Annotated in this window: 23 protein-coding genes; 14 read left to right on the top strand and 9 right to left on the bottom strand. The window is 60.1% G+C overall.

The genetic code is table 11. The features are described 5' to 3' along the window. From AC27VO_RS16235 to ocd, 5 genes are all read right to left on the bottom strand, one after another. The coding region (locus tag AC27VO_RS16235) for a hypothetical protein (RefSeq protein ID WP_488667757.1) at positions 1-189 on the bottom strand (189 nt) is incomplete at its 3' end. An 8-nt stretch (positions 190-197) separates the two neighbouring features. Continuing rightward, positions 198-2,504 carry a type I-F CRISPR-associated helicase Cas3f gene (gene cas3f, locus AC27VO_RS16240; RefSeq protein ID WP_488667758.1) on the bottom strand — a complete coding sequence of 769 codons (2,307 nt, stop codon included), beginning with the start codon at positions 2,502-2,504 and terminating at the stop codon, positions 198-200. Continuing rightward, the gene (gene cas1f / locus AC27VO_RS16245; protein WP_488667759.1) at positions 2,501-3,505 is read right to left on the bottom strand and encodes a type I-F CRISPR-associated endonuclease Cas1f; all 1,005 of its coding nucleotides are present in this window, start codon (positions 3,503-3,505) and stop codon (positions 2,501-2,503) included. Before cas1f ends, cas3f begins: the two co-directional genes overlap by 4 nt. Positions 3,506-3,603: 98 nt before the next feature. Beyond that, positions 3,604-4,593, bottom strand: a complete 990-nt coding sequence (gene rocF, locus AC27VO_RS16250) for an arginase (protein WP_488667760.1) — start codon at positions 4,591-4,593, stop codon at positions 3,604-3,606. Further along, positions 4,594-5,712 (bottom strand): ornithine cyclodeaminase, encoded by a 1,119-nt coding sequence (gene ocd, locus AC27VO_RS16255; protein WP_488667761.1) that lies wholly within the window; start codon positions 5,710-5,712, stop codon positions 4,594-4,596. Positions 5,713-5,839: 127 nt separating this feature from the next. On the opposite strand from ocd, the gene AC27VO_RS16260 reads away from it, so the two are divergent. From AC27VO_RS16260 to AC27VO_RS16300, 9 genes are all read left to right on the top strand, one after another. Next, positions 5,840-6,298, top strand: coding sequence for an Lrp/AsnC family transcriptional regulator (locus AC27VO_RS16260; RefSeq protein WP_488667762.1), 459 nt, complete (start codon positions 5,840-5,842; stop codon positions 6,296-6,298). Positions 6,299-6,436: 138 nt separating this feature from the next. After that, positions 6,437-6,775, top strand: a complete 339-nt coding sequence (locus AC27VO_RS16265) for a hypothetical protein (RefSeq protein WP_488667763.1) — start codon at positions 6,437-6,439, stop codon at positions 6,773-6,775. Positions 6,776-7,044: 269 nt separating this feature from the next. Next, positions 7,045-8,835 carry a nitrite/sulfite reductase gene (locus tag AC27VO_RS16270; RefSeq protein ID WP_488667764.1) on the top strand — a complete coding sequence of 597 codons (1,791 nt, stop codon included), beginning with the start codon at positions 7,045-7,047 and terminating at the stop codon, positions 8,833-8,835. Positions 8,836-8,860: 25 nt separating this feature from the next. Next, a complete protein-coding gene (locus tag AC27VO_RS16275; protein ID WP_488667779.1) occupies positions 8,861-9,247 on the top strand; it encodes a DUF934 domain-containing protein in 387 nt (128 codons plus the stop codon). Then, a complete protein-coding gene (locus AC27VO_RS16280) occupies positions 9,244-9,867 on the top strand; it encodes a phosphoadenosine phosphosulfate reductase domain-containing protein (RefSeq protein WP_488667765.1) in 624 nt (207 codons plus the stop codon). Before AC27VO_RS16275 ends, AC27VO_RS16280 begins: the two co-directional genes overlap by 4 nt. A gap of 63 nt (positions 9,868-9,930) precedes the next feature. Further along, the gene (gene cysD / locus AC27VO_RS16285; RefSeq protein WP_488667766.1) at positions 9,931-10,863 is read left to right on the top strand and encodes a sulfate adenylyltransferase subunit CysD; all 933 of its coding nucleotides are present in this window, start codon (positions 9,931-9,933) and stop codon (positions 10,861-10,863) included. Positions 10,864-11,025: 162 nt separating this feature from the next. Further along, entirely contained in the window at positions 11,026-12,399 is a 1,374-nt protein-coding gene (locus AC27VO_RS16290) for a sulfate adenylyltransferase subunit 1 (RefSeq protein WP_488667767.1), read from the top strand. 137 nt (positions 12,400-12,536) lie between these two features. After that, positions 12,537-12,866, top strand: a complete 330-nt coding sequence (gene fdxA, locus AC27VO_RS16295) for a ferredoxin FdxA (RefSeq protein ID WP_488667768.1) — start codon at positions 12,537-12,539, stop codon at positions 12,864-12,866. Positions 12,867-12,931: 65 nt separating this feature from the next. Beyond that, positions 12,932-13,996 (top strand): NAD(P)/FAD-dependent oxidoreductase, encoded by a 1,065-nt coding sequence (locus AC27VO_RS16300; RefSeq protein ID WP_488667769.1) that lies wholly within the window; start codon positions 12,932-12,934, stop codon positions 13,994-13,996. Between the two features lie 49 nt (positions 13,997-14,045). Here the strand turns inward: AC27VO_RS16300 and AC27VO_RS16305 are convergent, their stop codons facing one another. Beyond that, the gene (locus tag AC27VO_RS16305; RefSeq protein WP_488667770.1) at positions 14,046-14,792 is read right to left on the bottom strand and encodes a hypothetical protein; all 747 of its coding nucleotides are present in this window, start codon (positions 14,790-14,792) and stop codon (positions 14,046-14,048) included. 170 nt (positions 14,793-14,962) lie between these two features. Between AC27VO_RS16305 and AC27VO_RS16310 the strand changes: the two genes are divergently transcribed. The 4 genes from AC27VO_RS16310 (at position 14,963) to AC27VO_RS16325 (ending at position 20,046) form a co-directional block, all read left to right on the top strand. Continuing rightward, complete coding sequence (locus AC27VO_RS16310) at positions 14,963-15,589, top strand: TetR family transcriptional regulator (RefSeq protein WP_488667771.1); 627 nt, start codon at positions 14,963-14,965, stop codon at positions 15,587-15,589. 207 nt (positions 15,590-15,796) lie between these two features. Further along, positions 15,797-17,170 (top strand): diaminobutyrate--2-oxoglutarate transaminase, encoded by a 1,374-nt coding sequence (locus AC27VO_RS16315; protein WP_488667772.1) that lies wholly within the window; start codon positions 15,797-15,799, stop codon positions 17,168-17,170. A gap of 3 nt (positions 17,171-17,173) precedes the next feature. After that, complete coding sequence (locus AC27VO_RS16320; RefSeq protein ID WP_488667773.1) at positions 17,174-18,706, top strand: pyridoxal phosphate-dependent decarboxylase family protein; 1,533 nt, start codon at positions 17,174-17,176, stop codon at positions 18,704-18,706. Positions 18,707-19,107: 401 nt separating this feature from the next. Then, positions 19,108-20,046, top strand: coding sequence for a hypothetical protein (locus tag AC27VO_RS16325; RefSeq protein WP_488667774.1), 939 nt, complete (start codon positions 19,108-19,110; stop codon positions 20,044-20,046). A 107-nt stretch (positions 20,047-20,153) separates the two neighbouring features. Here AC27VO_RS16325 and AC27VO_RS16330 read toward each other — a convergent pair whose 3' ends face one another. The 3 genes from AC27VO_RS16330 to AC27VO_RS16340 all read right to left on the bottom strand — a co-directional run bounded on the left by AC27VO_RS16330 (position 20,154) and on the right by AC27VO_RS16340 (position 22,506). Next, positions 20,154-21,206 carry a pirin family protein gene (locus tag AC27VO_RS16330; RefSeq protein ID WP_488667775.1) on the bottom strand — a complete coding sequence of 351 codons (1,053 nt, stop codon included), beginning with the start codon at positions 21,204-21,206 and terminating at the stop codon, positions 20,154-20,156. Positions 21,207-21,284: 78 nt separating this feature from the next. Further along, the gene (locus tag AC27VO_RS16335; protein ID WP_488667776.1) at positions 21,285-21,548 is read right to left on the bottom strand and encodes a hypothetical protein; all 264 of its coding nucleotides are present in this window, start codon (positions 21,546-21,548) and stop codon (positions 21,285-21,287) included. Between the two features lie 55 nt (positions 21,549-21,603). Next, positions 21,604-22,506: an NADP-dependent oxidoreductase gene (locus AC27VO_RS16340; protein WP_488667777.1), complete on the bottom strand. Its 903-nt coding sequence runs from the start codon at positions 22,504-22,506 to the stop codon at positions 21,604-21,606. Between the two features lie 176 nt (positions 22,507-22,682). Between AC27VO_RS16340 and AC27VO_RS16345 the strand changes: the two genes are divergently transcribed. After that, positions 22,683-23,579, top strand: a complete 897-nt coding sequence (locus AC27VO_RS16345; protein WP_488667778.1) for a LysR substrate-binding domain-containing protein — start codon at positions 22,683-22,685, stop codon at positions 23,577-23,579. Positions 23,580-23,648 lie beyond the last annotated feature (69 nt).

Raw genomic sequence — 23,648 nt, forward strand, 5'->3', positions numbered from 1 at the left:
GTGGTACACGCACAGATGCACTCGCACGTCGGGTGCTGGCGCGCCTTGCGCATACATGGCCAAGGCCACCTCAAACAGCGGCGCAATATTGGCCATGCGAATCAAGCCGAAGCTAACGCGCTTGCCGCTGACCGGATCGATGCTATTGTTTTGCGTATCCTGATGCAGAATCCATGCTCTCTGCAGCATGAAAATGCCTAATTTTTTCGACGCTGCTGGTCAGACAAACCTACTTCGCGCAATTCATCCACGGGCACGATTTGGGCCAAACGACGTGGTGCCTCTTTGGCTCCTTTAGCCAGCTGTGCCGTGCGCTTTGCTACAAACTCGTCATGCGCTGCATTGAAGTCGGTGTTCTTCGCGCAATCTGCGCTGCACTGATGGAACTCGTCCACCCACAGGCAGCAGACGTTAACGGGTTCCTGAGGCCGCTCGCTGCGATGCCGTTGAAACACTTCACGCCCAGCTCGATAGGCGCGAAACAACCCTTCAACCAATGCCGGCGGCAAAGTGGCCGATGACAACAAAACACGGCTTCCCAGCAAGCCCGCCCAGTGCACCAAACGCGTGAGCGCGGGCAAGTCGGCCATGTCAAAGTCATCGGGCTCGTCCAGCACCAGATCGCCGGTGAGCAAGCGCAGCATGGGCGCAATCTGGCGGCCACCGCGCAGGCTTTCGGTGGCGGGTGTCAGGTGATCGACCGTGCAGACCAGCAGCGGTGCGGCAATCAGGCGGCGCACCTGAGCGTCGTCCGTCAAGCGCTCCAGCAGCGGGTGCTGGTCATTGCCTTCAAACAGCACTTGGCCGCCTTCGTCCAGCAATGCCTGGCTGGAGGCGGAGCCGGTGGCGTCGGCCTGCTGCTCCCAATATTCAAACAGCGCACGGCTGGCGGCTCCGCCCACCTTGATGGCCAGTTGCTCATCGTTCAGCCCCAGATCATGCTGAAAGCTGCGGCCGGTTTGCAAGGTCAAGGTGCGCAGGCCAATGGCAAATGCACAGCGCATGCCCAAGGCCGGATCGGCCAGCGCATTCATGATGCGCGCGTTGCCCAGGGTTTTACCACAGCCAGTCGAGGCCATGTTGACGATGAACGCCCCCTGACTGGCAGCGCGCTGGCGCACGCTGGCCGCCAAGTCCGCTGCCTTGTCTTGCCACTGAAAGCGCGTATTGCTGTTGCGCTTTTTCAGGCCCTTGTGGTTTTGCAAGGCTGGCAGGCTGCGCGCCAATGTGGGCAGCGAATGCGTGATCAGGCTAGCGTGGGCCTGCACGCCCAGCAGGTGCTCGTCCAGCGTTTGATTGAAAAATGGCGGTTTGATCCCGCCCTTCAAGCGCTGTTCGCTACTGTTTTTGAGAGTGTTGGCATGCAGCGGATAGCCATCGTTGCGGAACAGCTTGCGCGGTGCCTCGTCTTCGATGCTGGAATAGTGGTGGTCCGCCAGCATCAAACACATGCGGCTGATGTGCATGGCAAATGGGTCGTGCAAAACAGACGTCTGTGGGTACTGCGGCGCCAGCTCCTGCAACTTGCGCGCATAGCGGGCGGCTTGTTTGCACCAGCTCAGCTGGCTGACGGGCAGACCATACGGGAAATGCCAATGCGCCCGCAGCTTGGCGACATCCACAGCTTCGCGCGGCTCGTTCCAGTCGGCATTGATGCGTGCCAGCAGGCCGTGGAGCAAGCGCGGCGATACATCGGAAGGACGCGAACCAAAGCGCTTGAAAAGCTGTCGCCCCTCTTCGGCATCGTCGTCAAACCCACTCGCATCTTGGCGATTGGGCAGACAGGGCAAGCGGTGGTGGGTCAGCACCAGCCACGCCACGGCCTGCGCCAAAGGCGGTAGACCAGCAAATGGGTTGCCGGCTTCTTTTTGATCGGCACTCCAACCCGCATCGCTCAAACCATCGCGCACCAAACGCCCACCGGCGTGATCCAGCCAAAATGCCTCAAACGCCTTGCCGTCAGTATCCGAATCAGCGCAAGCCGCCAGGCGCTGCAGCCAATCAGCGTCATCGCCCTGTCCCACAAAAGCCTGAAACAGCCGCACCGACACCCATTCATGCCGGTAGTGGTTGCGCTCGCGCATTCCTGGGTTGCGCAGCCGGTCTTGAAACGCTTGCGTGGCCTTGCCCAAATCGTGCAGCAGCGCGGCCAAGGCCACCAATGCGGTAATCAGCGGCAGGTGGTGCCAGGTGTTCTCGTCCTCGCTGCGCAGCACATTGCGGGCCGTGGTGTTAGTGGGCACCGCACCTTCGGCATTGAACTGGCGACCATCGCCCACCACCCAGAGCAGCTCGCTGTGATCGCGCCCGCGAATCCAGTGGCAGGCCACGGCGGTGTTCTTACGGGCGCTCTGGCGCAGCAATTTGCGCACCGTGTCCAGCCCGGCCTGGGTGATGGGTGTTTGCCAGGTGCGTTCGCCGCGCCGCTCAGCAAACTGGTCCAGAATGCGCCGCGTTTCGGTCAACGCGCGTTTGCTGCATTGCGAGACAAACAGCACATTCATGCCAGCCCCGCTTGGTTCGCATTGGTTTGCTGGGCCATGCGCGCCGTATTGGAGGCAATGGCTTTGAGGCTGTCGATGATGAAATCCAGCGATTCGCTGCGCGTGAGCACTTCAATGCAGTTGCGCCGGAAAGCCTGCTCATCATCACCGCGCATGGCCGACAAAAATGCCTGCGGCAAGATAGCCGCATCTTTGACCAGATCGGCGGCATCAAACACCAGGCCGCCGCGCCGGGTTTTGCCGTGCAGCACAGCAAGGCCATGCGGCAAGCCCAGCACCCAGGTGGCGGTGGCGCCCAAGCCATAGCCCAAGTAGTTGCCGTGGTCCAGGAAGCGGTTGGCGGAATCGGTACCTGTGCCGCGCTTGGCACGGGTGAAGTCGCCATAGCCTGTGGCATCCACCGCCAGCTTGAACAGCGCCTTGGTCAACCGGGCTTCATCGGTCAGCAGCGCCGTGACATCTTGCGCCTGGGCTACCAAGGTTTTGAACTGCTGCACCAGCGCTTGCAACCGCGCCAAGTCCACCGCAAAGCCGGCTTCGCGCAAAGCGCGGGTGCTCCATTCTTTGAGCAAGCGCTCCAGCCGCAGGCTTTGCAGCTGTTTGGCGGCTTCCAGCCTCAGCTCATCGTCAAACCAGAACTTCACCCAGGCTTGCAGGTATTCGGTGGGCCGGTATTCGCTTTGCGGCGTGAGCCAAGCCACTTCTACATCCACCTCATTGGTGCTGAACAGCGGCGTGCCACCGCCGCCGCAAAAACCCACCAATACGCCCGCCTTGGCCAGCTCGCGCATCGCCGCCTGGGTGATGGATGTGCCCGTACCCAGCAAGATGCTGGTGGTGTTGGCGATGGGAATATTCCAGTACAGGCTGCGCTTACCGGCATCGGTCACATATTCAACGCGGCCCCCGTTCACAAGGACACGGCAATGCTCCAAGTAATAGATCTGCGCACGCGCGGAATGCAGAATGGTTTTGAGATCTTGGCTCGCAATATCCTTCACAGGCTCCTTCAGCTAAAGCGCATAGCGATGTATATTTTTGTTACAAACTATCGTGCTTTGCTGTCACCAAGCTTGCACCAATCACTTCCGCCGCTGATTTACAGCGTGCGCCGCACCAGAGTGCTCTTGCCAAACAGACTTTCCATCAAATCCACCACCAGCTCGGCCGTCTGGTTGCGGATGTCCAGTGCCGGGTTCAGCTCCACGATGTCGATGGAGCCCAGCCGGCCCGTGTCGGCAATCATTTCCATGCACAACTGGGCTTCACGGTAATTGGGGCCGCCGCGCACGGTGGTGCCGGTGCCGGGGGCGATGTCGGGGTCCAGAAAATCCACGTCAAAACTCAGATGCAAGTGCACATCGGCGCCTTCCGGGCCATCCAGCCCGGCCAGGGCCTGCTGCATCACGGCGCGCATGCCTTGTTCGTCGATGGCGCGCATATCGAACACTTCCAGGCCCAGGCGCTGGATCATGCGTTTTTCCACCTCATCCACGCTGCGCAGACCGATCTGGCAGATGTCCGGCCCCTGCAGCGCCGGCGTAAAGCCAGCCATGGACGCCAGCGGTTCTGGGCCGTGGCCGCACAAGCTGGCCACCGGCATGCCGTGCAGATTGCCGGTGGGGCTGATGTCGGGCAGGTTGCAGTCGGCGTGCGCATCCAGCCACAGCACGCGCAGGCGCTTGCCCGCAGCGCGGCAGTGGCGCGCCACGGCGCTGATGGAGCCGGTGGCCAGCGTGTGGTCGCCGCCCAGCATGATGGGCATGCGCCCGGCCTGCAGCTGGGCATAGACGGCGTCGTGCGTGGCCTGGTTCCACGCCAGACATTCGGCGTAGTTGCGCAGGCCCTGCGCATCGCGGGGGCCACGCGGGTTGGGCGGGCCAGCCAGGTTGCCCAGGTCTTGCACCTCCACCCCAAAGCGACCCAAGGCCCGGCCCAGCTGGGCCACGCGCAGCGCATCAGGCCCCATGGCGGCGCCCAGGCGGCCAGCACCCACATCGGTGGGCACCCCAATCAAGGTGACAGCCTTTTTGGCATCTAGCTCTTGCTGCTCTTGCGCCAACAGCTCTGATTTTTGAATATCCTGCATTCACGCCACCTTTTGAAAAACGGTTGTACCCGTGCCCGCAGCCTGTTGCAGCAGCGCAAACAAGTCCTTGGGGTCGGCCAATGTGGGCACCAGCTCAATCGCCGACAGCAGCCCGGCCTGCCGCGCCAGGGTTTGCATGCTGCGCAGGGCGGCATAGTCTTCCAGTGCAAAGCCCACAGAGTCGAACACGGTGATCTGCGCATTGGAGGTGCGCCCGGGGGCCTGGCCGGCCAGCACACGCCAAAATTCGGTGACGGCAAAATCCGCCGGCATTTGCTGCAGCTCGCCCTCGATGCGGGTTTGCGGCTCGTACTCCACAAACACACTGCTGCAGCGCAGCACCTCGGCGGACAGTTCGGTTTTGCCAGGGCAGTCGCCGCCCACGGCGTTCAGGTGCATACCGGGCTCCAGCATGCTGGCATCCACAATCGTGGCGTTGGTCTTGTCGGCAGTGATGGTGGTGACGATGTCTGCGCCCTGCACGGCAGCCCGCACGCTGTCCAGCGCCACCAGCTCGGCGCCACAGCGCGCGGCCCACGGTGCCAGATTGCGCAGCAGCTTGGCGGTGGCAGCGGCGTCCACGTCAAACAGCTGCAGGCGGCGCACGCCCAGCAGCGCCATGAAGGCCACGGCCTGAAATTCGCTTTGTGCGCCGTTGCCAATCAGCGCCATGCAGCGGCTGTCGGCACGCGCCAGGTGCTGGGCGGCCAGCACCGAAGTGGCCGCCGTGCGCAAGGCCGTGGTCAGTGTCAGCTCACTGACAAAGCGCGGTGTGCCGGTGGCCACATCGGCCAGCGCGCCAAAGGCCATCACCGTGGGCAAGCCGTGTTGGGTGTTGATGGGGTGGCCGTTGACGTATTTGAAGGCGTAGTCGTGCGCGTCGGCCACGGGCATCAGCTCGATCACGCCGTGGGGCGAATGCGCAGCCGTGCGCGCGCTCTTGTCAAACTCTGGCCAGCGCGCAAAGTCGGCCGCCAGCGCCTGCACGATCTGGCGCAGGCAGGTGTCCAGCCCCAGGCGCGCGACCAGCCGTGCGGCATCGGTCGCACTGAGAAATTCGGTGTGCACCTGCGGTGTGCGGGGTTGCGGCTGGCGCTGGGTGTGTAAACGTGTGGGCATGGCAGGCTCCGTCCAGAACATATCAGAGATATAGACAGAGCGTGGCACAGGGTGGCAGCAATTCAAATTGCCAATTTGTGCGTTAAATAGTCAAATAGTTGCCATTTAGATAGCCTTAGCGCGCACTATGTTCAACCTTGACCAAATCGACCAGCGCCTGATTGCCTTGCTGCGCCACAACGCCCGCGAAAGCGTGGCCACGCTGGCCACGCGGCTGGGCGTGGCGCGCGGCACCGTCACCAACCGCTTGCGCCGCCTGGAAGACGATGGCGTGATCGTGGGTTACACGCTGCGCCTCAAGCCCGAGGCGGAAACCGGCGGTCTGCAAGCCTGGATGAGCATTGCCATTGAAGGCAACGATGCGCGCCGCGTAACCGCCACGCTGCTGGGCGAGCCCGCCGTGCAGGCGCTGCACGCCACCAACGGCCAGTGGGATCTGCTGGCGGAGCTGCAAGTGCCCAGCCTGCCCGAGCTGGCCCGTGCGCTGGAGCGCATTCGCCTGATCAAGGGCATCAGCCATTCTGAGACCAGCATCCACCTGGAGACGCTGCGCGCGCCCCAGGCTGCTGCGGAAAAAGATAGCTGATTGCGCACCTGTTAAAAGCATTTGCACGCACAATCGCATGCAAAACCCAACAATTCCAGCGCCAGCCGCTCCTGCTTTTACACAGCTGGCGCCCTAACCCCACCCACTGCCATGTATACCGCCCTCAAACACTCCCACATGCTCTTCGCAGTGCTGACACTGCTGCTGTCCATCGCCTACCTGGCCCTGGCCTGGAAGCCCACCCCAGCCGCCAAATCCACGCTGGTCTATGTGTTCACCCGCGTGCTGGGCGGCCTGGCCGCGCTGACGGGCCTGGGCGTCACCTTCATCGGCCCCTGGCAGCACATGATGTACCCCTACATCGGCCTGATCCTGTATGTGGTGCACGGCCTGTGCATCGGTTTTGCCAAGCGCAGCGCCACCCCGGCCCAGGCCGGCAGCCGCCGCGTGCTGCTGGTGCTGCAGCTGGCCATGCTGCTGGTGCTGACCGCGTTGATGGGCGCCAAGCCCTTCTAAACCCAGCCCTGCCCGTTCGCAGGCACAGGCGCGGCGCCGGCCCGCTGCGCTCACCGCGCCCCCGACCTCCTACCACACCGGTGCGGAGGTTTTTTTGTGCCTGCAGCACGCAGGCAGTGCGGCACCCGCATGACATTTCATATATCCAAAAATAATATTTGGCTAACAAAACAATCGTTTGTTTTTATAAAGACCTTGCATACAGTGCGCAGCCATACAGAGGAAAACCATCCGTCGGATGCTCATCCTCCCACGATGACGATAGCGCCATGTACCAATACACAGAATTCGACCAAGCCTTCTTGAATCAACGGGCCGCCCAATTCCGCGACCAGCTGGAGCGCTGGCAAACCGGCAAGCTCGCCGAAGATGACTTCCGCCCCCTGCGCCTGCAAAACGGCTGGTACGTACAGCGCTACGCCCCCATGCTGCGCGTGGCCGTGCCCTACGGTGAAATCAACACCAAGCAACTGCGCGTGCTGGCCAAGATTGCCCGCGAATACGACGAACCCGAAGCCGCTGTCTTCCAAGAAGCCATGGAAGGCCAAGGCAAGCTGGGCACCACCTTTTTGCCCACGCACTGCGCCCACTTCACCACGCGCACCAATGTGCAGTTCAACTGGATTCCGCTGTCCAAGTCCGCCGATGTGATGGACCTGCTGGCCACCGTGCAAATGCACGGCATCCAGACCAGCGGCAATTGCATCCGCAACACCACCACCGACGCACTGGCCGGCGTGGCGGTCGATGAAATCGTCGACCCCCGCCCCTATGCCGAAATCCTGCGCCAGTGGACCACGCTGCACCCCGAGTTCGCTTTCCTGCCGCGCAAGTTCAAGATCGCCATCAGTGGCGCCAAGGAAGACCGCGCCGCCACGGGTTGGCACGATGTGGGCCTGCACCTGCTGAAAAACGACGCCGGCGAAGTCGGCTTCAAGGTATTTGTGGGCGGCGGCATGGGCCGCACGCCGGTGATTGGCACCGTGATTCGTGAGTTCCTGCCCTGGAACCAGATCATGAATTACATCGAAGCCATCGTGCGCGTCTACAACGAGCTGGGCCGCCGCGACAACAAGTACAAGGCGCGCATCAAGATCTTGGTCAAGGCCGAAGGCCAGGCCTATATCGACGCCGTGGAAGAGGAATACCGCCAGATCGTCGAGATCGACGGTGGCCCCCACACCGTGCCCCAGGCCGAGTTTGACCGCGTGGCCGCCATGTTCCAGTCGCCCGATCTGTCGGGCCACCCTGCGGTATCGGCCGATCAAGCCAATGCCGAGCTGCAGCAGCAAATTGCCGCCACCCCAGCTTTTGCCCGCTGGGTGCAACGCAATGTGCATGCCCACCAGAACCCTGCGCTGCGCGCCGTGACCCTGTCGTTCAAGCGCACCGGCCAAGCCCCGGGCGACGCCACTGGCGACCAGCTGGACGCGCTGGCCGATCTGGTGGATGTGTTCTCCGCCGGTGAAGCCCGCGTGACCCACGACCAGAACGTGATGCTGCCCTGGGTGCACGCCGCCGAGCTGTACGCCCTGTGGCAAAAAGCCAAGGAACTGGGCCTGGCCAGCACCAATGTGGCGCTGCTGACCGACATGATTGCCTGCCCCGGCGGTGATTTCTGCGCGCTGGCCAATGCCCGCAGCCTGCCCATTGCCGAAGCCATCACCCAGCGCTACCAAGATCTGGATGAGCTGGACGATATCGGCGAAATTGATTTGCACATCAGCGGCTGCATCAACAGCTGCGGCCACCACCACAGCGGCCACATTGGCATCTTGGGCGTGGATAAGGACGGCAAGGAGTGGTATCAGGTCACGCTGGGCGGCTCCGATGGCTCAACGCTGTCGGGGGATGCCGTCGCCGGCAAGGTGATTGGCCCTTCGTTCTCGGCGGCCGAAGTGCCCGACGTGCTCGAAGCCGTACTCAACACCTACCGCGATCTGCGTGAGCCCGGTGAGCACTTCATCGACGCCGTGCGCCGCATTGGTCTGGACCCCTTCAAGGAAGCAGGCAAGGCCGCGCGCCACCCCGCCCCCGAAGTGGAAGAAGCTTCCGCCTAAGCCCAAGAACCACAAGGACTACATGATGAAGATCTTGGCCCATACCGATTATCAAAGCCCTGCCGAAAGCGCCAATGGCGTGCTGGTGCTGGCCAACGATGTGAATGCCCTGGAAGTGAATCTGGACGGCATCACGCAGATCGACCTGCACTTTCCCGCCTTCACCGATGGCCGCGCCTTCACCCAGGCCTACTGGCTGCGCCGCCGCCTGAAGTTTGCCGGCGACATTCGCGCCACCGGCGATGTGCTGATTGACCAACTGGTGCAAATGCAGCGCACCGGCTTTAGCTCGGCCGTGCTGCGCGAAGGTGTAGATCAGGCCGATGCCCAACGCCAGTTTGAGCGCTTTGGCGGCTACTACCAGGCCGATGCGGTCAATCACCAGCCCCACTTTGTGGCGGAGCACGCATGAGCACCCTCGACCTTGACCGCATCAATGCCGAGCTGGGCCACAACGCGCAAGCGCTGGTGCAGTGGGCGCTGGGCCTGAACAAGGCCGCCATCGTCACCACCAACTTCCGCCCGTTTGAAGCCGTCATCTTGCACATGGTCAGCCGCGTGCAGCCCGATGTGCCCGTGGTGTGGATGGACAACGGCTACAACACCGAAGCGACCTACCAGTTTGCCGACGCGGTGACCAAGCAGCTGGGCCTGAACCTGAAGATTTATTTGCCCCTGCGTAGCCGCGCCCACCGCGAAGCCGTGGAAGGTGCGACGCCCGCACTGGACGACCCGCGCCACGCGGCGTTCACCGAAGAAGTGAAGCTCGAACCCTTTACCCGCGCCCTGCGCGAGACCGCGCCGCAAGTCTGGTTCACCGCCCTGCGCGCCACCGACAGCGCCGTGCGCGCACAGATGGAGCCCGTGAGCATCAACCCCGATGGGCTGATCAAGGTGGCACCGCTGCTGCACTGGTCGTCCAAAGACTTGTACGACTACTGCGAAAAGCACGGCCTGCCCAACAACTTCGACTACGTGGACCCCACCAAGGGCGAAGAGCAGCGCGAGTGCGGGCTGCACTTGAGCCATTAAAAATATAGCTACTAGCGCTTACTAGATAAGGGCTAGAGGCCAATTTAGCTTGAAAGTATTTGTATGAACGCCCGTGTGGAATCCCAAGTGCTGAGCCAACTCAGCAACCGCCACCTGGATGCGCTGGAAGAGGAAACCATCTTCATCCTGCGCGAAGTGGCTGCCGCTTTTGAACGCCCTGCGCTGCTGTTTTCGGGCGGCAAGGATTCGCTGGTCATGCTGCGCTGCGCCGAAAAAGCCTTTGGCGTGGGCCGCATCCCCTATCCCTTGCTGATGATCGACACCGGCCACAATTTCCCGGAAGTGACCGATTTCCGCGATCTGCGTGCCAAGGAACTGGGCGCCGAGCTGATCGTGCGCAGCGTGGAAGACTCCATGGCGCGCGGCACCGTGCGCTTGGCCCACGCTGAAGAGCCGCGCAATGCGCACCAGTCGGTCACACTGCTGGAAGCGATTGAAGAATTCCGCTTTGACGCGTTGATTGGCGGTGCCCGCCGCGACGAGGAAAAGGCCCGCGCCAAGGAACGCATCTTCAGCCACCGCGACAGCTTTGGCCAATGGCAACCCAAAGCCCAGCGCCCCGAGCTGTGGACGCTGTTCAACACCCGCATTGCGCCCGGCGAGCACTTCCGCGTGTTCCCCATCAGCAACTGGACGGAGCTGGACGTGTGGCAATACATCGAGCGTGAGCAAATTGCCCTGCCCAGCCTCTACTACAGCCATAAGCGCAACATCGTCGAGCGCAAAGGTCTGCTGGTACCGGTCACCGAGCTGACCCCACCCAAAGATGGCGAGCAGGTCGTGGTGCGCGATGTGCGCTTTCGCACCTTGGGCGACATCACCTGCACCTGCCCCGTGGAAAGCACGGCGGCCACAGCCGCTGACATCGTGATCGAAACCTTGTCCGCCGAAGTCAGCGAGCGTGGCTCCACCCGCATGGACGACAAGACCAGCGAAGCCTCGATGGAGAAGCGCAAGAAAGACGGCTATTTTTAATTCATCCCCCTGAGGCGCTTTGCGCCTTCCCCCTTCTCTTGCAGGCTTCGCCTTTGGAAGGGGGACACCACCAGCGCGGCGGGGCGGCCCTTGCGCGGTGGTTCTGAGGTGGGCCGTGCCTGAGTTGGGGGCACGCCCTGGCTCAATCACTGAAAGCTTTCGATGACTGAAACCATAAATTCCATAGCTACCAGCGCAGGTACAGCAAGCGCTACAGGCAAATTTGATACAGATTCTGCCTCGGCCCTGCGCTTTATCACCTGCGGCTCGGTGGACGATGGCAAATCCACGTTGATTGGCCGTTTGCTGGTCGACACCCGCGCGGTACTGCAAGACCAGTTGGCGGGCGTGACCAAATCGGGCGAGACGGATTTGGCGCTGCTGACCGATGGCCTCTCCGCCGAGCGCGAGCAAGGCATCACCATTGACGTTGCCTACCGCTACTTCAACACCGATGCGCGTAAGTTCATCATTGGCGATGCGCCGGGGCACGAGCAGTACACCCGCAACATGGTGACTGCTGTGAGCAGCGCCGACGCCGCCGTGGTGCTGGTGGATGCCACCAAGCTGGAATGGCAAAACCCCGACCTGGCCCTGCTGCCGCAAACCCGCCGCCACAGCCTGCTGGCGCATTTGCTGCGCGTGCATTCGCTGGTGTTTGCGGTGAACAAGCTGGACGCGGTGGCTGACCCCGCTGTGGCATTCCAAAACATCCAAGGCGCGCTGCAGCGCTTTGCGCAAGAAGCGGGCATCATCGTGGCCGCGACCATCCCCGTGTCTGCACTCAAGGGCTACAACGTGGTCAACCGCGAAATCGGCTGGGCCGGCTACGAAGGCCCGAGCCTGCTGCAACTGCTGGAAAAGCTGCCCAACACGCCTGCGGATACCGAACTGCCCTTGGCATTCCCCGTGCAATGGGTCGAAAAATTCCACGACAGCGCCATCACCACCCAGGGCCGCCGCGTGTTCTGGGGCCGTGTAGCTACGGGCAGTGCCACCGTAGGCGCACAGGTGCAAATTCTGCCCAGCGGCCAGTTGGCCACCATCGCCCAGGTGATTGACCACGCCCGCGCGCCCAAGGGCGTGGCAGCGGGTTTGTCCGCCGGTATTACGCTGGACCGCGAGGTCGATGTCTCGCGCGGCGACTGGGTCGTGGCCGCCCCCGTGCAGGCCGAAGTGGCTGCAGATGACTTTGACACGCCTGCCGCCGAACCCGCTTGGCCCAGCAGCCGCAGCCTGACGGCCACCGTGGCGTGGATGGACAATGAACCCCTGGTGCCCGGGCGCGTGTACTGGGCGCTGCATGGCCACCGCTGGGTGAAAGCCAAGGCGCAGCGCGTGGTGCACCGCCTGAATGTGAATACGCTGGCCGAGGAAGATGCCTCGCAGCTGGAGCCCAACGCCATCGGCGTGGTGGACTTTGCGCTGCAAGAAGCCATTCCCACAACGCGTTTTGCCCAGAGCCGCGCGCTGGGGTCTATGATCTTGGTCGACACCGCCAGCAACGCCACCGCCGCCGCGGTTTTGGTGCGCTGAACACACGCCTGCCATTGATTCCAGTCTAGAAAACACAGGCTGGCAGTCCTGAATCCCCGCCTGCTTGTGGCAGGGATTCAGAAAAAACCTAAAATCGTGGGCTTATTCCGATCCCACTGCATAAGAAGAAATTCCTCATGACACACGTCGTCACCGAAAACTGCATCAAGTGCAAATTTACCGACTGCGTGGACGTTTGCCCCGTGGACTGCTTCCGCGAAGGCCCAAACTTCCTCGTGATTGACCCCGATGAGTGCATCGACTGCGCGGTGTGCATTCCTGAGTGCCCCGCCAACGCCATCTTTGCCGAAGAAGATACGCCCGCCGACCAGCTGGCTTTCATCAAGCTCAACGCCGAGCTGGCTGTGGCCAAGGGCTGGAAGAGCATTACCAAGCGTAAGGCTGCTCTGCCCGACGCCGACGACTGGAATGGCAAGCCCGGTAAGCTGGACTTGCTGGAGCGCTAAACCGCGCCCCCTTTGCGCTTGAAACAGCCCCAGCAATGGGGCTTTTTGCTTTTTCAATGACCGATATGACCACTGCCACCGCCTTGCCTGCTGCTGTTGAAACCGACGTTGCCGTGATTGGTGCGGGTGCCGTGGGCATGTTCGCGGTGTTCCAGCTGGGGCTGCAGGGCTTGCACTGCCACCTGATCGACGCCCTGCCGCACCTGGGCGGCCAGTGCGCCGAGCTGTACCCGCACAAACCGATTTACGACATTCCCGGCATTCAGGCCTGCACAGGGGCTGAGCTGGTGGAACGCCTGCGCCTGCAGATGGCGCCCTTTGCCCCCACGCTGCACCTGGGCCAGCAGGTGCAGACACTGCAGCAGCAAGACGATGGCCGCTGGCTGCTGGGCACCAGCGCTGGCACAGTGCTGTGCGCCAAGGCCGTGGTGATTGCTGCGGGTGTGGGCGCCTTTGTGCCCAAGGCCCTCAAGCTTGAAGGCATCGAGGCCTTGGTGGGCACCAGCGTGCACTACCACCCCGCCCAGCTTTCTGCGCTGGGGCTCAGCGGGCAGCACGTGCTTGTGCACGGTGGCGATGAGCTGGCCGTGCAAGCCGCCATTGATGCGCTGGCCACACAGCCTGCCAGCGTCACGCTGATGCACCGCCGCGAGGTATTTACCGCCCCCCAGGCCCTGCTGGATCAGCTGAAAGCGCACCAGGACGCAAGCCGCATCCGCGTGCTGGCTGCACAGCCGCTGTCTCTGCAGGCAGACGGCGCGCAGCTACTCAGCGTACAGGTCAGCCTGCCCGATGCCAGCACACTGGAGCTGCCTGTGCAGCAATGGCTGGTGTACCAGGGCATCTCTCCCAAGCTCGGCCCGGTGGCAGACTGGGGTCTGGAGCTGGTCAAAAAACAGCTGCCCGTGGACACCGGCACCTTTGTGACGGAAGCGCCAGGCATTTATGCCGTGGGCGACATCAACCTCTACCCAGGCAAGCGCAAGCTGCTGCTGTGCGGCTTCCACGAAGCCACGCTGGCGGGGTTCTCGATTGCGGAATACCTCACCGACAAACCAGTGCTGCTGCAGTACACCACCACCAGCACCCGCCTGCACGAGCTGCTGGGCGTACACCATCCAGCACCCTGAGGCTGCGCAGGCGCTGCGACCAAGCAGCGCACTGGCGCTAAGCGCACGTTTAACGCACCGGTAAAAAAGGCAGAAATGGCCCAGCCACCAGGGCCTGCCCAAAGCCAATGGCGGCGCGCCGCACTCGTTCAGCGCCAAAGCTGGCCACCAGATCCAGGCGGGCAATCAACTTACCCATCTCGCGCTCAAAGCTCAGATTGCGCTCCTGATCTGAGATGTGGTTGGACAGCAAAAGCAGCTGCCCCTGGCCATTTTTGCGCGTGTTCAGCACCCAGTTGGCAATCTCAATATTGCGTGCGGCGTTATAGATATGCTGGGCGTGCACACCATCAACCAAGGTAAAACTGGTTCGGCCACCATGCGCGGTGATCAGCATATCGCCCATAGCGTAGACGAAAGCACCCACGCGATCACCCGCAAAATCCGGGCTGAGTGTCTTACTCAACGCCGTGACATCGCGCTGGCCATCCAAGGCAGGCCATGTTTGGCGCTCCAGCATCGCCGTACGCACCTTGGCAATGGCGGCCTCGCGCGTTGCCGCCGTTTTGCGCCATTCGCTGGGATTGCGCTGGTAGAGTTTGTCCATCAAGCGCATCAGACTGTCGATGTTCTCCGCCATGGCCAATGTGGCAATCCGGTTGCTGTCGGACTGCACCAGCTCCTGCATGGTGAAGCGGTCACTCGTGACTTTGCCTTGCGGGGTGGGCGCAGAGGCGCACCCCATCAGCGACAGGGCGACGATGCCTGTACACAGCCTGAAAGACCAACGCGTTCCCGTGTGGTTTGCAAATGCCATGCACACCAGCATAGCCAAGGCCGACCCGCCTGCCAATCGGCACGCAGCGCCACTGTCATTTCTTGACATATCCCAAGCGAAAACGGGCATCAACCTTGAAATGCGCGCAAAGCGCCGTCTTCGCGCAGCTAGCTGCCAGATAATGCAGTCAGCCGTTGTACCTTCTTCTCATGCCCCAAGACACCCCCAAACGCCGCCAGCGCCTGCCTGCCGAAGTTCGCATCCACCACATACTGGATGCGGCATTGCAGGAGTTTTCGCGCCACGGCTATCGCTCAGCGCGCATGGAAGACATTGCGCTGGCAGCGGGCCTGTCCAAGGGCGGGCTGTATGCCCACTTTCCCAGCAAAGAATCACTGCTGCAGAAACTGCTGGAGCGTGTGGTGGAAGTTCCGCTGCGAGAGAACCTCAACTGGTGGCCTGCCCATGTACGCAACCTGGAAGAGCTGGTCGACGCCTTTGTGCACCACACACTGCAGCGCTTGACCGACCCCGCCATCTTGCCCACCATCCGCCTGCTGCTGGCAGAGGCACCCCGTCTGCCCCAACCCATGCAGGACTGGCACCAGAAAATGATGCGCATGCATGCCGACAACCATGAGCGCCTGCTGCAACGCGCAACGGCCGAGGGCTTGCTGAGCGCGCCCATAAGCCTGCAAGATGGCTCCATCCTGATGGTGCCCATGGTGCACAGCCTGTTCACCATTTTGGCCAGCGGTGCACCGTTGACTGCAGAGCAAATCGAGGCTTTGCGCCCGCAGCACAAGCTCTTGCTGCTCCGTTTGCTGCGCCCCTGAGCACCTGCCTGCAAGCACCCCCGCGGCGTGCCATGGCCACGTGGCCCTACATCTCAGAACAATGGTTTATAGGGTGATTACCTATTAGGTATCATCGCGCTCCTGGTTTTGACGAGCAAAAACTGTCTGGCTAGATATAAAGCACCAAGTCAAAGACCCCAAGTCCCCCGACTTTTTTTCACCCCATATCAGAGATGGTAATTCGATATGAGCGTTTCTTCAGTAAATCCTGTTTCTCAATCTACTAACGAATATTATTTGACTCGCCAAAGTCAGATGGAATCTAGCGTACGTAGTTATCCACGTAAATTGCCGTTAGCGATTGCCAAAGCACAAGGATGCTGGGTTACCGATGTTGAAGGTACGGAGTACCTCGACTGTTTAGCAGGAGCAGGTACCTTGGCCTTGGGCCATAACCATCCTGCGGTTATTCAAAGTATTCAAGATACGCTGACAAGTGGTCTGCCATTGCATACTTTGGATTTAACAACGCCTTTAAAGGATGCATTTACCGAAGCATTGCTGGAGCAATTGCCAGGGGGTAAAGAAGCATATTGCCTGCAATTTTGTGGCCCATCGGGGGCAGATGGCACAGAAGCAGCCATTAAGTTGGCCAAAACATTTACGGGTCGTAGCTCCGTGATTAGCTTTTCGGGTGGCTATCACGGTATGACGCACGGCTCGTTGGCAATGACCGGTAATTTGTCTGCAAAGAATGCGGTCCATGGCTTGATGCCAGGCGTGCAGTTTATGCCCTACCCACACGAATACCGTTGCCCATTGGGTATCGGCGGCCAAGCCGGTGTGGATGCCTTGACGTATTTCTTTGAAAACTTCATCGAAGACGTGGAAAGCGGTGTAACAAAGCCCGCAGCAGTGATTTTGGAAGCCATTCAAGGTGAAGGCGGTGTGGTCACTGCCCCCGTCAAATGGTTGAAGAAAATCCGTGAAGTCACTGAAAAGCACGGCATTGTGCTGATTTTGGACGAAGTGCAAGCGGGCTTTGCACGCTCCGGAAAGATGTTCGCGTTCGAGCATGCAGGGATTGAGCCAGACGTCATCGTGATGTCGAAGGCCGTTGGCGGTAGCTTGCCATTGGCAGTCTTGGGTATTAAGCGAAAATTCGATGCATGGCAGCCAGCCGGTCACACGGGTACGTTCCGTGGCAACCAAATGGCCATGGGCACGGGCATTGCCACTTTGAAAACCATCAAAGAGCAGAACCTGGCACACAACGCGCAAGAGCGCGGTGATTTTCTGCAAGCTGCATTGAAGGAAATGGCCGCGGAATTCCCATGTATCGGTAACGTGCGTGGCCGCGGCTTGATGCTGGGTATTGAAATTGTGGATGAGCGCCTGCCCGCTGACCACATGGGCTCACTGCCTGCAGATTCACAACTGGCAGCCGCCATTCAAACAGCATGTTTTAACAACAAGCTGCTGCTGGAAAAAGGTGGCCGCAACGGCACCGTCATCCGTTTGCTGTGCCCACTTATCATTACGCAAGCTGAATGTGAAGAAGTCATCGTGCGCTTTAAGAAATCAGTGGCTGAAGCGCTGGTTGCCGTGCGAGGCGCTTAAATCATGGTGAATTTCGCAGAACACCGTAAAGCCTTGCTGTGCAACGATGCTGCATCGATTGCAGACTACACATTGGCCATGGATCAAGCCACGAAAGCCGTGGCAGCCTGGTTGCAAAACGACAAGATGTACACGGGCGGCAGCATCAAAGAGCTGCGCAGCGCCATTGCCTTCAATCCTTCCAAAGAAGGCCTCGGCGTTGAAAAATCTTTAGAGCGCATGGTTGAGTTGTTCCTCAACAAGAGCCTCAAAGTACACCATCCGCATTCGCTGGCGCATTTGCACTGCCCCACCATGGTGACCAGTCAAATCGCAGAAGTGCTGATCAATGCCACCAACCAATCAATGGACTCCTGGGACCAAAGCCCTGCTGGCTCATTGATGGAGGTGCAGCTGATTGACTGGCTGCGTCAAAAAGTGGGCTACGGTGCCGGGCAAGCCGGGGTATTCACATCGGGTGGCACACAGTCCAACCTGATGGGTGTGCTGCTGGCGCGCGATGCCTGCATTGCCAAGCACTGGACCGACGAAAACGGCAATCCTTGGTCTGTTCAGCGCGATGGTGTGCCTGCGGACGCAATGCGTAACGTCAAAGTCATCTGCTCTGAAAACGCCCACTTCTCGGTGCAAAAGAACATGGCCATGATGGGCATGGGCTTCCAATCGGTGGTGACGGTGCCTGTGGATGCCAACGCGCGCATGGACATGGATGCGTTGGAGCAAACCATGGCCCGCCTGCAGAGCGAGGGCAAAATCGTTGCGTGTGTGGTGGCGACTGCAGGGACCACCGACGCGGGTGCAATTGACCCACTGCAACAAGTGCGTGCCATCAGCGACAAATATGGCGCGTGGATGCATATTGATGCGGCCTGGGGCGGCGCGTTGATTCTGTCGAATGATCACCGCGGCATGTTGGCTGGCATTGAACTGTCGGACTCCGTCACGCTGGATTTCCACAAGCACTATTTCCAGACTATCTCGTGTGGCGCGTTCTTGCTGAAAGATCCAGCGAACTATCGCTTCATGCACTACGAAGCCGAGTACTTGAACTCGGCTTACGACGAAGAGCATGGCGTGCCCAATTTGGTGTCGAAGTCATTGCAAACCACGCGCCGTTTTGATGCGTTGAAATTGTGGATGACGATTGAAGCACTGGGTGAAGCGCTGTATGGCTCGATGATTGACCACGGTGTGACTTTGACGCGCGAAGTGGCTGACTACATTACCGCCACAGACGGTTTGGAAATGCTGGTTGCCCCCCAGTTTGCATCGGTATTGTTCCGTGTCATTCCTGAAGGATATCCCGCAGAGCTGCTAGATACGCTGAATCAAAACGTAGCGGATGAATTATTCGCACGTGGTGAAGCGAATATCGGGGTCACTAAAGTGGGGTCGATTAAGTCGTTGAAAATGACCACTTTAAGCCCCGTTGCAACGCTGGATAACGTGAAGAACTTGCTCACCCTCGTGGTCAGCGAAGCAAATTGTATTAAAGCTGCCATCGCAGAAGGCACTTATACACCTGCGATTGATTAATTGTTGGTGCCGTAAAAAAGGAGCTCATCTGAGCTTCTTTTTTCATATTCTCAATTATTTTTAATAGAACTCAAAAAGCACTGCAACCCCAACCAAGCTTGAAGCGACATAAATACGCCCTCCTAATAAGATGCTGGAATTTCTGATTGCATAACCCTGAGCGATCCAACATAGGTACGGATTTTCAGTTGTAAAAGGGCTAAAGCTGTTTGATCCAATGCCATGCTCGTCAGTCGTTCACGCGCAACCTGACACAATATGCAGCAAAAATGCCGAAGGCAAAGCAACCTCTCACAAACAGCATCGCTCGATAACCATCTAGATACAGGTACTATGCACTCCTCCAAAGCTTCAATTTGTTACATTTGGAGAGCTTTAAAAAATTAGGGAGTGAGGTTGATATGAGATTTTTGACGGTAACGCTTTTATCCGCAGTTGTTTTGTCGGGCTGCGTTGCAACTGCTCCAAAGCAAAAAAACAAGGCTGCGCTTCCCACTGAAGCGAACACCTCTGCTTTTGGTCACCCCGTCCTTGCCAATGCGCCAAGTCCTGATCAGGCACTGGTTTCAAGCACTCTCATTGATGGAAATGCAAGCTTAGCGAACGCCACTTGGCGAATCGCTAAATTTCGCCCCAATCTCAATATGCCGGAAATGCTTAACAAGGACATCGTCACTGGAAACCTGGCTACCGATAAAGCAGCTGAGATGGGCCGTTTGATTGACCGTGGCGAGGTCATCGTCATGACAACGCCGCGAGTGAAATTGATCCCTTGTGATGAAGGTTGTATTGGTGATAAAGGCTACGAGAAAGCTGCTGCGAAATTCCTCGCGATCTATGACGACATGGCCAGTTCGCCTACCGTTGCCTATCGAGGAGAGATGCGGGTAAAGGTTCGTTGGTTTAGGGAAAAAACATTCATCGAGCGAGCAAACCCACTGTCTCAAGCTCAAAACATTTTCGGCATTGAGTTTCCCATCGAAGGTGTAGCACTCACCCTTGGGTCGACATGCTCCGGTAAAAAAGAAGAAGTCAACCTATGTGTTGAGCAAGTAGCTAACAAATTCAAGATGGGCATCATGTTCCCCCTGTCGTTGGGTTTGCGAAATGACTTCACCTCATCACTCGATCCACAATATGACCCAAAGTTATTGCAGTCAGTGAGCCAATTTGTCGCAAAACCGACTCGGGCGCTTATGTCGCTCCTGGGCAAGACCGACTACAGCTCTCGCATCGAACCGATTGGTCCTCAGCATCAGAAACTCATGCCCGCTATTGATGGGGTGATGACAAATGAGAAGTTCCAGTTGGAAGCACCCAAGCTGTTTGACTGGTTCTGAAGCAATGAACTTCCCAAGCCCGCAGTTGCGGGCTTTTTTCATTGTGGCGGCAATACCTGCACGCTCAGAAAAGCGGGTCGATCGAATTGACGCCGAGGCAGCGCAGATCATGGCTTTTCGACCGCCTCCTGCCCCGCAAAGCGCGCAAAGCGCTCAAAGCCCGGGCCGTGCATGGGCTGGCGCGTCTCCCAAGGCCAGCCACCGAACTGCGTGCGCTGAAAATCGCGTTTGGCCTGGTGCAGCTCTTCGATGGTGTTGGTCACATACACCGTGGAGCGAATGACGGGTTCCTGCAGCGACACGCCTTGCATCACCATCAAGCGCACGGTTTGCGCGCTGCGGTTGGCCAGCGGCAACGCCGTTTGCGCCACCACGCGCACGCGGCGGTTGCCACCCACATCCTGCCCCGCCACCAGCAAGCCGCTGCCTTCATAGGCAAACAAGGTGCGCTGGCTGGCCGCCAGTTGCGCAGGCGGCAAGGTGAGGCTGGCACCGGGTTCCAACGCAACCATCCAGATGGCCACGTCGGACTGCGGGTCTGCGGCCCAGGTGTCATCGGTGGGAGGAATGGGGGTGATGACAGCCCCTGCATCTAGCTCCTGCGGCTGGTAGGCACCGGCAATGATTTGCACGTCGGCACCGCCGTGGCGGTAGTGCGGAATCTGCTCGGCCCACATCATTTTGTATTCGGGGTGCACCATTTTTTTGCGCCCCGGCATGTTCAGCCAGATCTGGAACAGCTCCAGCGGATTGGGCTGGTCCTGGTGCAGCAGCGGAAACATCTCGGCATGCTGAATGCCGCCGCCGGCCGTCATCCACTGCACATCGCCCGGCCCGTAGCGGCCGCTGTTGCCCAGCGAATCAGCATGGTCGATATAGCCCTGGTGCAGGATGGACACGGTCTCCATCCCCCGGTGCGGGTGGTTGGGAAAGCCCGGCATGCCGTCGGCCCCGGCGTACAGGCTGTAGCCATCGGGGTTGGCGTAGTCCTTGCCGGCAGGGTGGCCCTGCCGTTGGTGCTCTGGCACCGCGTAGTGCGCATTGCCGGCCGGGTAATGCTCCACATGGTGGGCGCACAGCAAAAAGGGGTCCACACCCACCCAGGGCCATGTCAGCTCAATGCATTCCAGAATGGGGTTGTCGTGAAGGGGTTGGATCATGGTACAGGCTCTGGGTGCGGTGAGGTACTGGCCCGCGGCGGCGGGGCTGGCACCCACCCTACCGCGGACCTACAGAAGTCAGACTTTGGAATTGCCGGGTGCGTTCGGCACTTGCTGTGCTTCCACGCGGCCGTCCGGCTGCTGGGCAAAGCGCGCCTTGGGGTAATGTTCCTGGTGGTAAGCGCCAAAGATGAACGGAGCAAGGCCCGGAAGGCGCCGGTCCAGCGCCTGGGCGCTGACGATGATGGTGGGATTGTCTTTTTTGCACAGTCGCTCCTTTGCGTCAGGCGATGCATTCAGCATCCAGAATGTGTGGCGGATGAAGCGTGCAGCGGCGTTCATCCTCCCTCCCCGACTTCTGATAGGCGTGCCAGCCATCAGGCCGGCGGCTTACAGGTCAAAACATCAACACGGTCTTGCCACGGCTATGGCCTTCCAGGATGGCCTGGTAGGCCTCGGGCGCTTGCGCGAACGGATAGGTCTTGCTCACCGTCCAGCCGAAGCGCCCCGCAGCCACACCATCAGCCACATGCTGCAGATTGGCAGGATCGCGTTGCACCCAGACGGCTTTGATGCGAGGCGACGACAGCTTGCGCCCGGCGATGGAGCCCATAAAGCCGCCATCGGCCACGGTCTCCAATGAGGCTTGGGTGGCATCTTCGGTGCCCGCCATGTCAATGGAGGCAGCAAACGGTGCAGGATGCACGGCTTTAAGGCGTTCGGTCAGCCCGGCGCCATACACCACCGGGGTGGCGCCCAGCCCACGCAAATAGTCCTGGTTGCTGGCCGATGCGGTGGCCACCACGGCGATGCCACGCTCGCGCGCCAACTGCACGGTGATGGAGCCCACGCCGCCGGATGCACCATGCACCAGCAGCGACGGCACCGGGCCGATTTCATCCAAGATAGTCATGGCTGTCTGGGCAGCGCCTGCCAGCGAACCGGCCACTTCCCACGACATAGCTACCGGCTTGGCCACCAAATTACCCACCGGCACATCGATGACGGTGGCGTGGGTGAAAGCGCCGCCCGACCCCAAGACCGTATCACCAACCACCCACCGGATATTTCCGGGCATGTTGATCGCGACGATCTCGCCAGCGAACTCGGTGCCAAATGTTTGTGGCAGTGCGGCATGACGGAACTCACCCGTCATGCGCCGGGCATCGATGGGGTTGATACCGGCTGCACGTACATGGATGCGCGCCATGCCCACGGCCAGCGTTGGAAGCGCTACACCCAAGAATTCAAGGACATCGGCCTGACCGTAGGTCGTGGCGATCAAAACTGTACTTTGCATGGCATCCCCCATCAGCGGTGAAAAAGCGTCAATAAAAACGAATCGATGACTTGGATGCTAAACAGTGCAAAACCTAAAAAAAGTGCCAAATCCGGCCACCACTATTCCATTTTTTATACAAATAAAGTGCAATATGAACTCTGAATGTCTCCCAGCAGCCCAGCGCTGCGCTGCCCATGCATGACCTCAATAGCCTGAAGATCTTTCTGGATGTAGTGAACGCGGGCGGCTACACCGCCGCCCACCGCCAAACCGGGCAGTCGCGCGCCACGCTCAGCCGCCATATCACCGAGCTGGAAGCCGCACTCGGCGCTCGCTTGATCGAGCGCAGCACCCGCAGTTTCAAGCTGACGGAGCAAGGCCGGATTCTTCACGAGCGCGGTCAGGACATCTTGGCCCAGCTGGACGATGCCGTTGCCATAGTGGAAAACCTGCAGCGCGAGCCCAGCGGCGTGGTGCGCGCCGCCATTCCGCCCTCGCTGATGCAGCTGCACCTGGGCAATGAGATCCTGCGCTACATGCAAATCTACCGTCAGGTGCGCGTGGAGCTGGACATCTCGAACCGCCCCGTAGACATCCAGAGCGAGGATGTCGATTTTGTGATTCGCGCCCGCTCGCAGATGGACTATCCCCAGCATTTTGTGCCCGTGGTGCTGGGGCGCATGAAGCTGTGCCTGGTGGCCCACCCTAGCTGGGCGCAGGCCTTAAAAGCCAGCCTGCGAGAGACGCTGGAGCATGTGCCGGCCGTGGCCTGGAAAACCGCCAGCGGGCAGCCTTCGTGGCAGTTGATCGCGCAGGATGGCTTGCCGGTGGAGTTGCCGCTGCGCCCGCGCCTGCTGGTGAACGATCTGACCACCTTGCGGCAGGCGGTGGAGCAAGGCATTGGCATGGCGATCATCCCGGAGATCTATGTACGCGAAGCCATCGACCAAGGGCAGTTGATCGAGGTGTCCTTAGATTTGCACCCACCGACCAGCGTCATTCATGCCGTGCACCTGGGCAGCAAGAGCATGCGACCGGCGGTGCGACATCTGCTCGATTGGCTCAAAGATGTGACGCAGCATCTGCGATAGATGCGTCCGGCGCCTGCTCGTGAACTGGCGCACGTGCTTGAAAGCATGTGCTCTAGCAATCAATCTCTG

It is taken from the genome of Comamonas sp. 14P8.1.4 (assembly GCF_057799285.1).

Bases quoted from the DNA above. Each gene is read 5' to 3' on its own strand.
- AC27VO_RS16345 (WP_488667778.1), top strand. From the start codon at position 22,683: ATGCATGACCTCAATAGCCTGAAGATCTTTCTGGATGTAGTGAACGCG.
- ocd (WP_488667761.1), bottom strand. From the start codon at position 5,712: ATGCCCACACGTTTACACACCCAGCGCCAGCCGCAACCCCGCACACCG.
- AC27VO_RS16325 (WP_488667774.1), top strand. From the start codon at position 19,108: ATGAGATTTTTGACGGTAACGCTTTTATCCGCAGTTGTTTTGTCGGGC.
- AC27VO_RS16275 (WP_488667779.1), top strand. From the start codon at position 8,861: ATGAAGATCTTGGCCCATACCGATTATCAAAGCCCTGCCGAAAGCGCC.
- AC27VO_RS16290 (WP_488667767.1), top strand. From the start codon at position 11,026: ATGACTGAAACCATAAATTCCATAGCTACCAGCGCAGGTACAGCAAGC.
- fdxA (WP_488667768.1), top strand. From the start codon at position 12,537: ATGACACACGTCGTCACCGAAAACTGCATCAAGTGCAAATTTACCGAC.
- AC27VO_RS16335 (WP_488667776.1), bottom strand. From the start codon at position 21,548: ATGAACGCCGCTGCACGCTTCATCCGCCACACATTCTGGATGCTGAAT.
- AC27VO_RS16315 (WP_488667772.1), top strand. From the start codon at position 15,797: ATGAGCGTTTCTTCAGTAAATCCTGTTTCTCAATCTACTAACGAATAT.
- AC27VO_RS16280 (WP_488667765.1), top strand. From the start codon at position 9,244: ATGAGCACCCTCGACCTTGACCGCATCAATGCCGAGCTGGGCCACAAC.
- cas3f (WP_488667758.1), bottom strand. From the start codon at position 2,504: ATGAATGTGCTGTTTGTCTCGCAATGCAGCAAACGCGCGTTGACCGAA.
- rocF (WP_488667760.1), bottom strand. From the start codon at position 4,593: ATGCAGGATATTCAAAAATCAGAGCTGTTGGCGCAAGAGCAGCAAGAG.
- AC27VO_RS16300 (WP_488667769.1), top strand. From the start codon at position 12,932: ATGACCACTGCCACCGCCTTGCCTGCTGCTGTTGAAACCGACGTTGCC.
- AC27VO_RS16310 (WP_488667771.1), top strand. From the start codon at position 14,963: ATGCCCCAAGACACCCCCAAACGCCGCCAGCGCCTGCCTGCCGAAGTT.
- cysD (WP_488667766.1), top strand. From the start codon at position 9,931: ATGAACGCCCGTGTGGAATCCCAAGTGCTGAGCCAACTCAGCAACCGC.
- AC27VO_RS16320 (WP_488667773.1), top strand. From the start codon at position 17,174: ATGGTGAATTTCGCAGAACACCGTAAAGCCTTGCTGTGCAACGATGCT.
- AC27VO_RS16330 (WP_488667775.1), bottom strand. From the start codon at position 21,206: ATGATCCAACCCCTTCACGACAACCCCATTCTGGAATGCATTGAGCTG.
- AC27VO_RS16265 (WP_488667763.1), top strand. From the start codon at position 6,437: ATGCTCTTCGCAGTGCTGACACTGCTGCTGTCCATCGCCTACCTGGCC.
- AC27VO_RS16340 (WP_488667777.1), bottom strand. From the start codon at position 22,506: ATGCAAAGTACAGTTTTGATCGCCACGACCTACGGTCAGGCCGATGTC.
- AC27VO_RS16260 (WP_488667762.1), top strand. From the start codon at position 5,840: ATGTTCAACCTTGACCAAATCGACCAGCGCCTGATTGCCTTGCTGCGC.
- AC27VO_RS16270 (WP_488667764.1), top strand. From the start codon at position 7,045: ATGTACCAATACACAGAATTCGACCAAGCCTTCTTGAATCAACGGGCC.
- AC27VO_RS16305 (WP_488667770.1), bottom strand. From the start codon at position 14,792: ATGGCATTTGCAAACCACACGGGAACGCGTTGGTCTTTCAGGCTGTGT.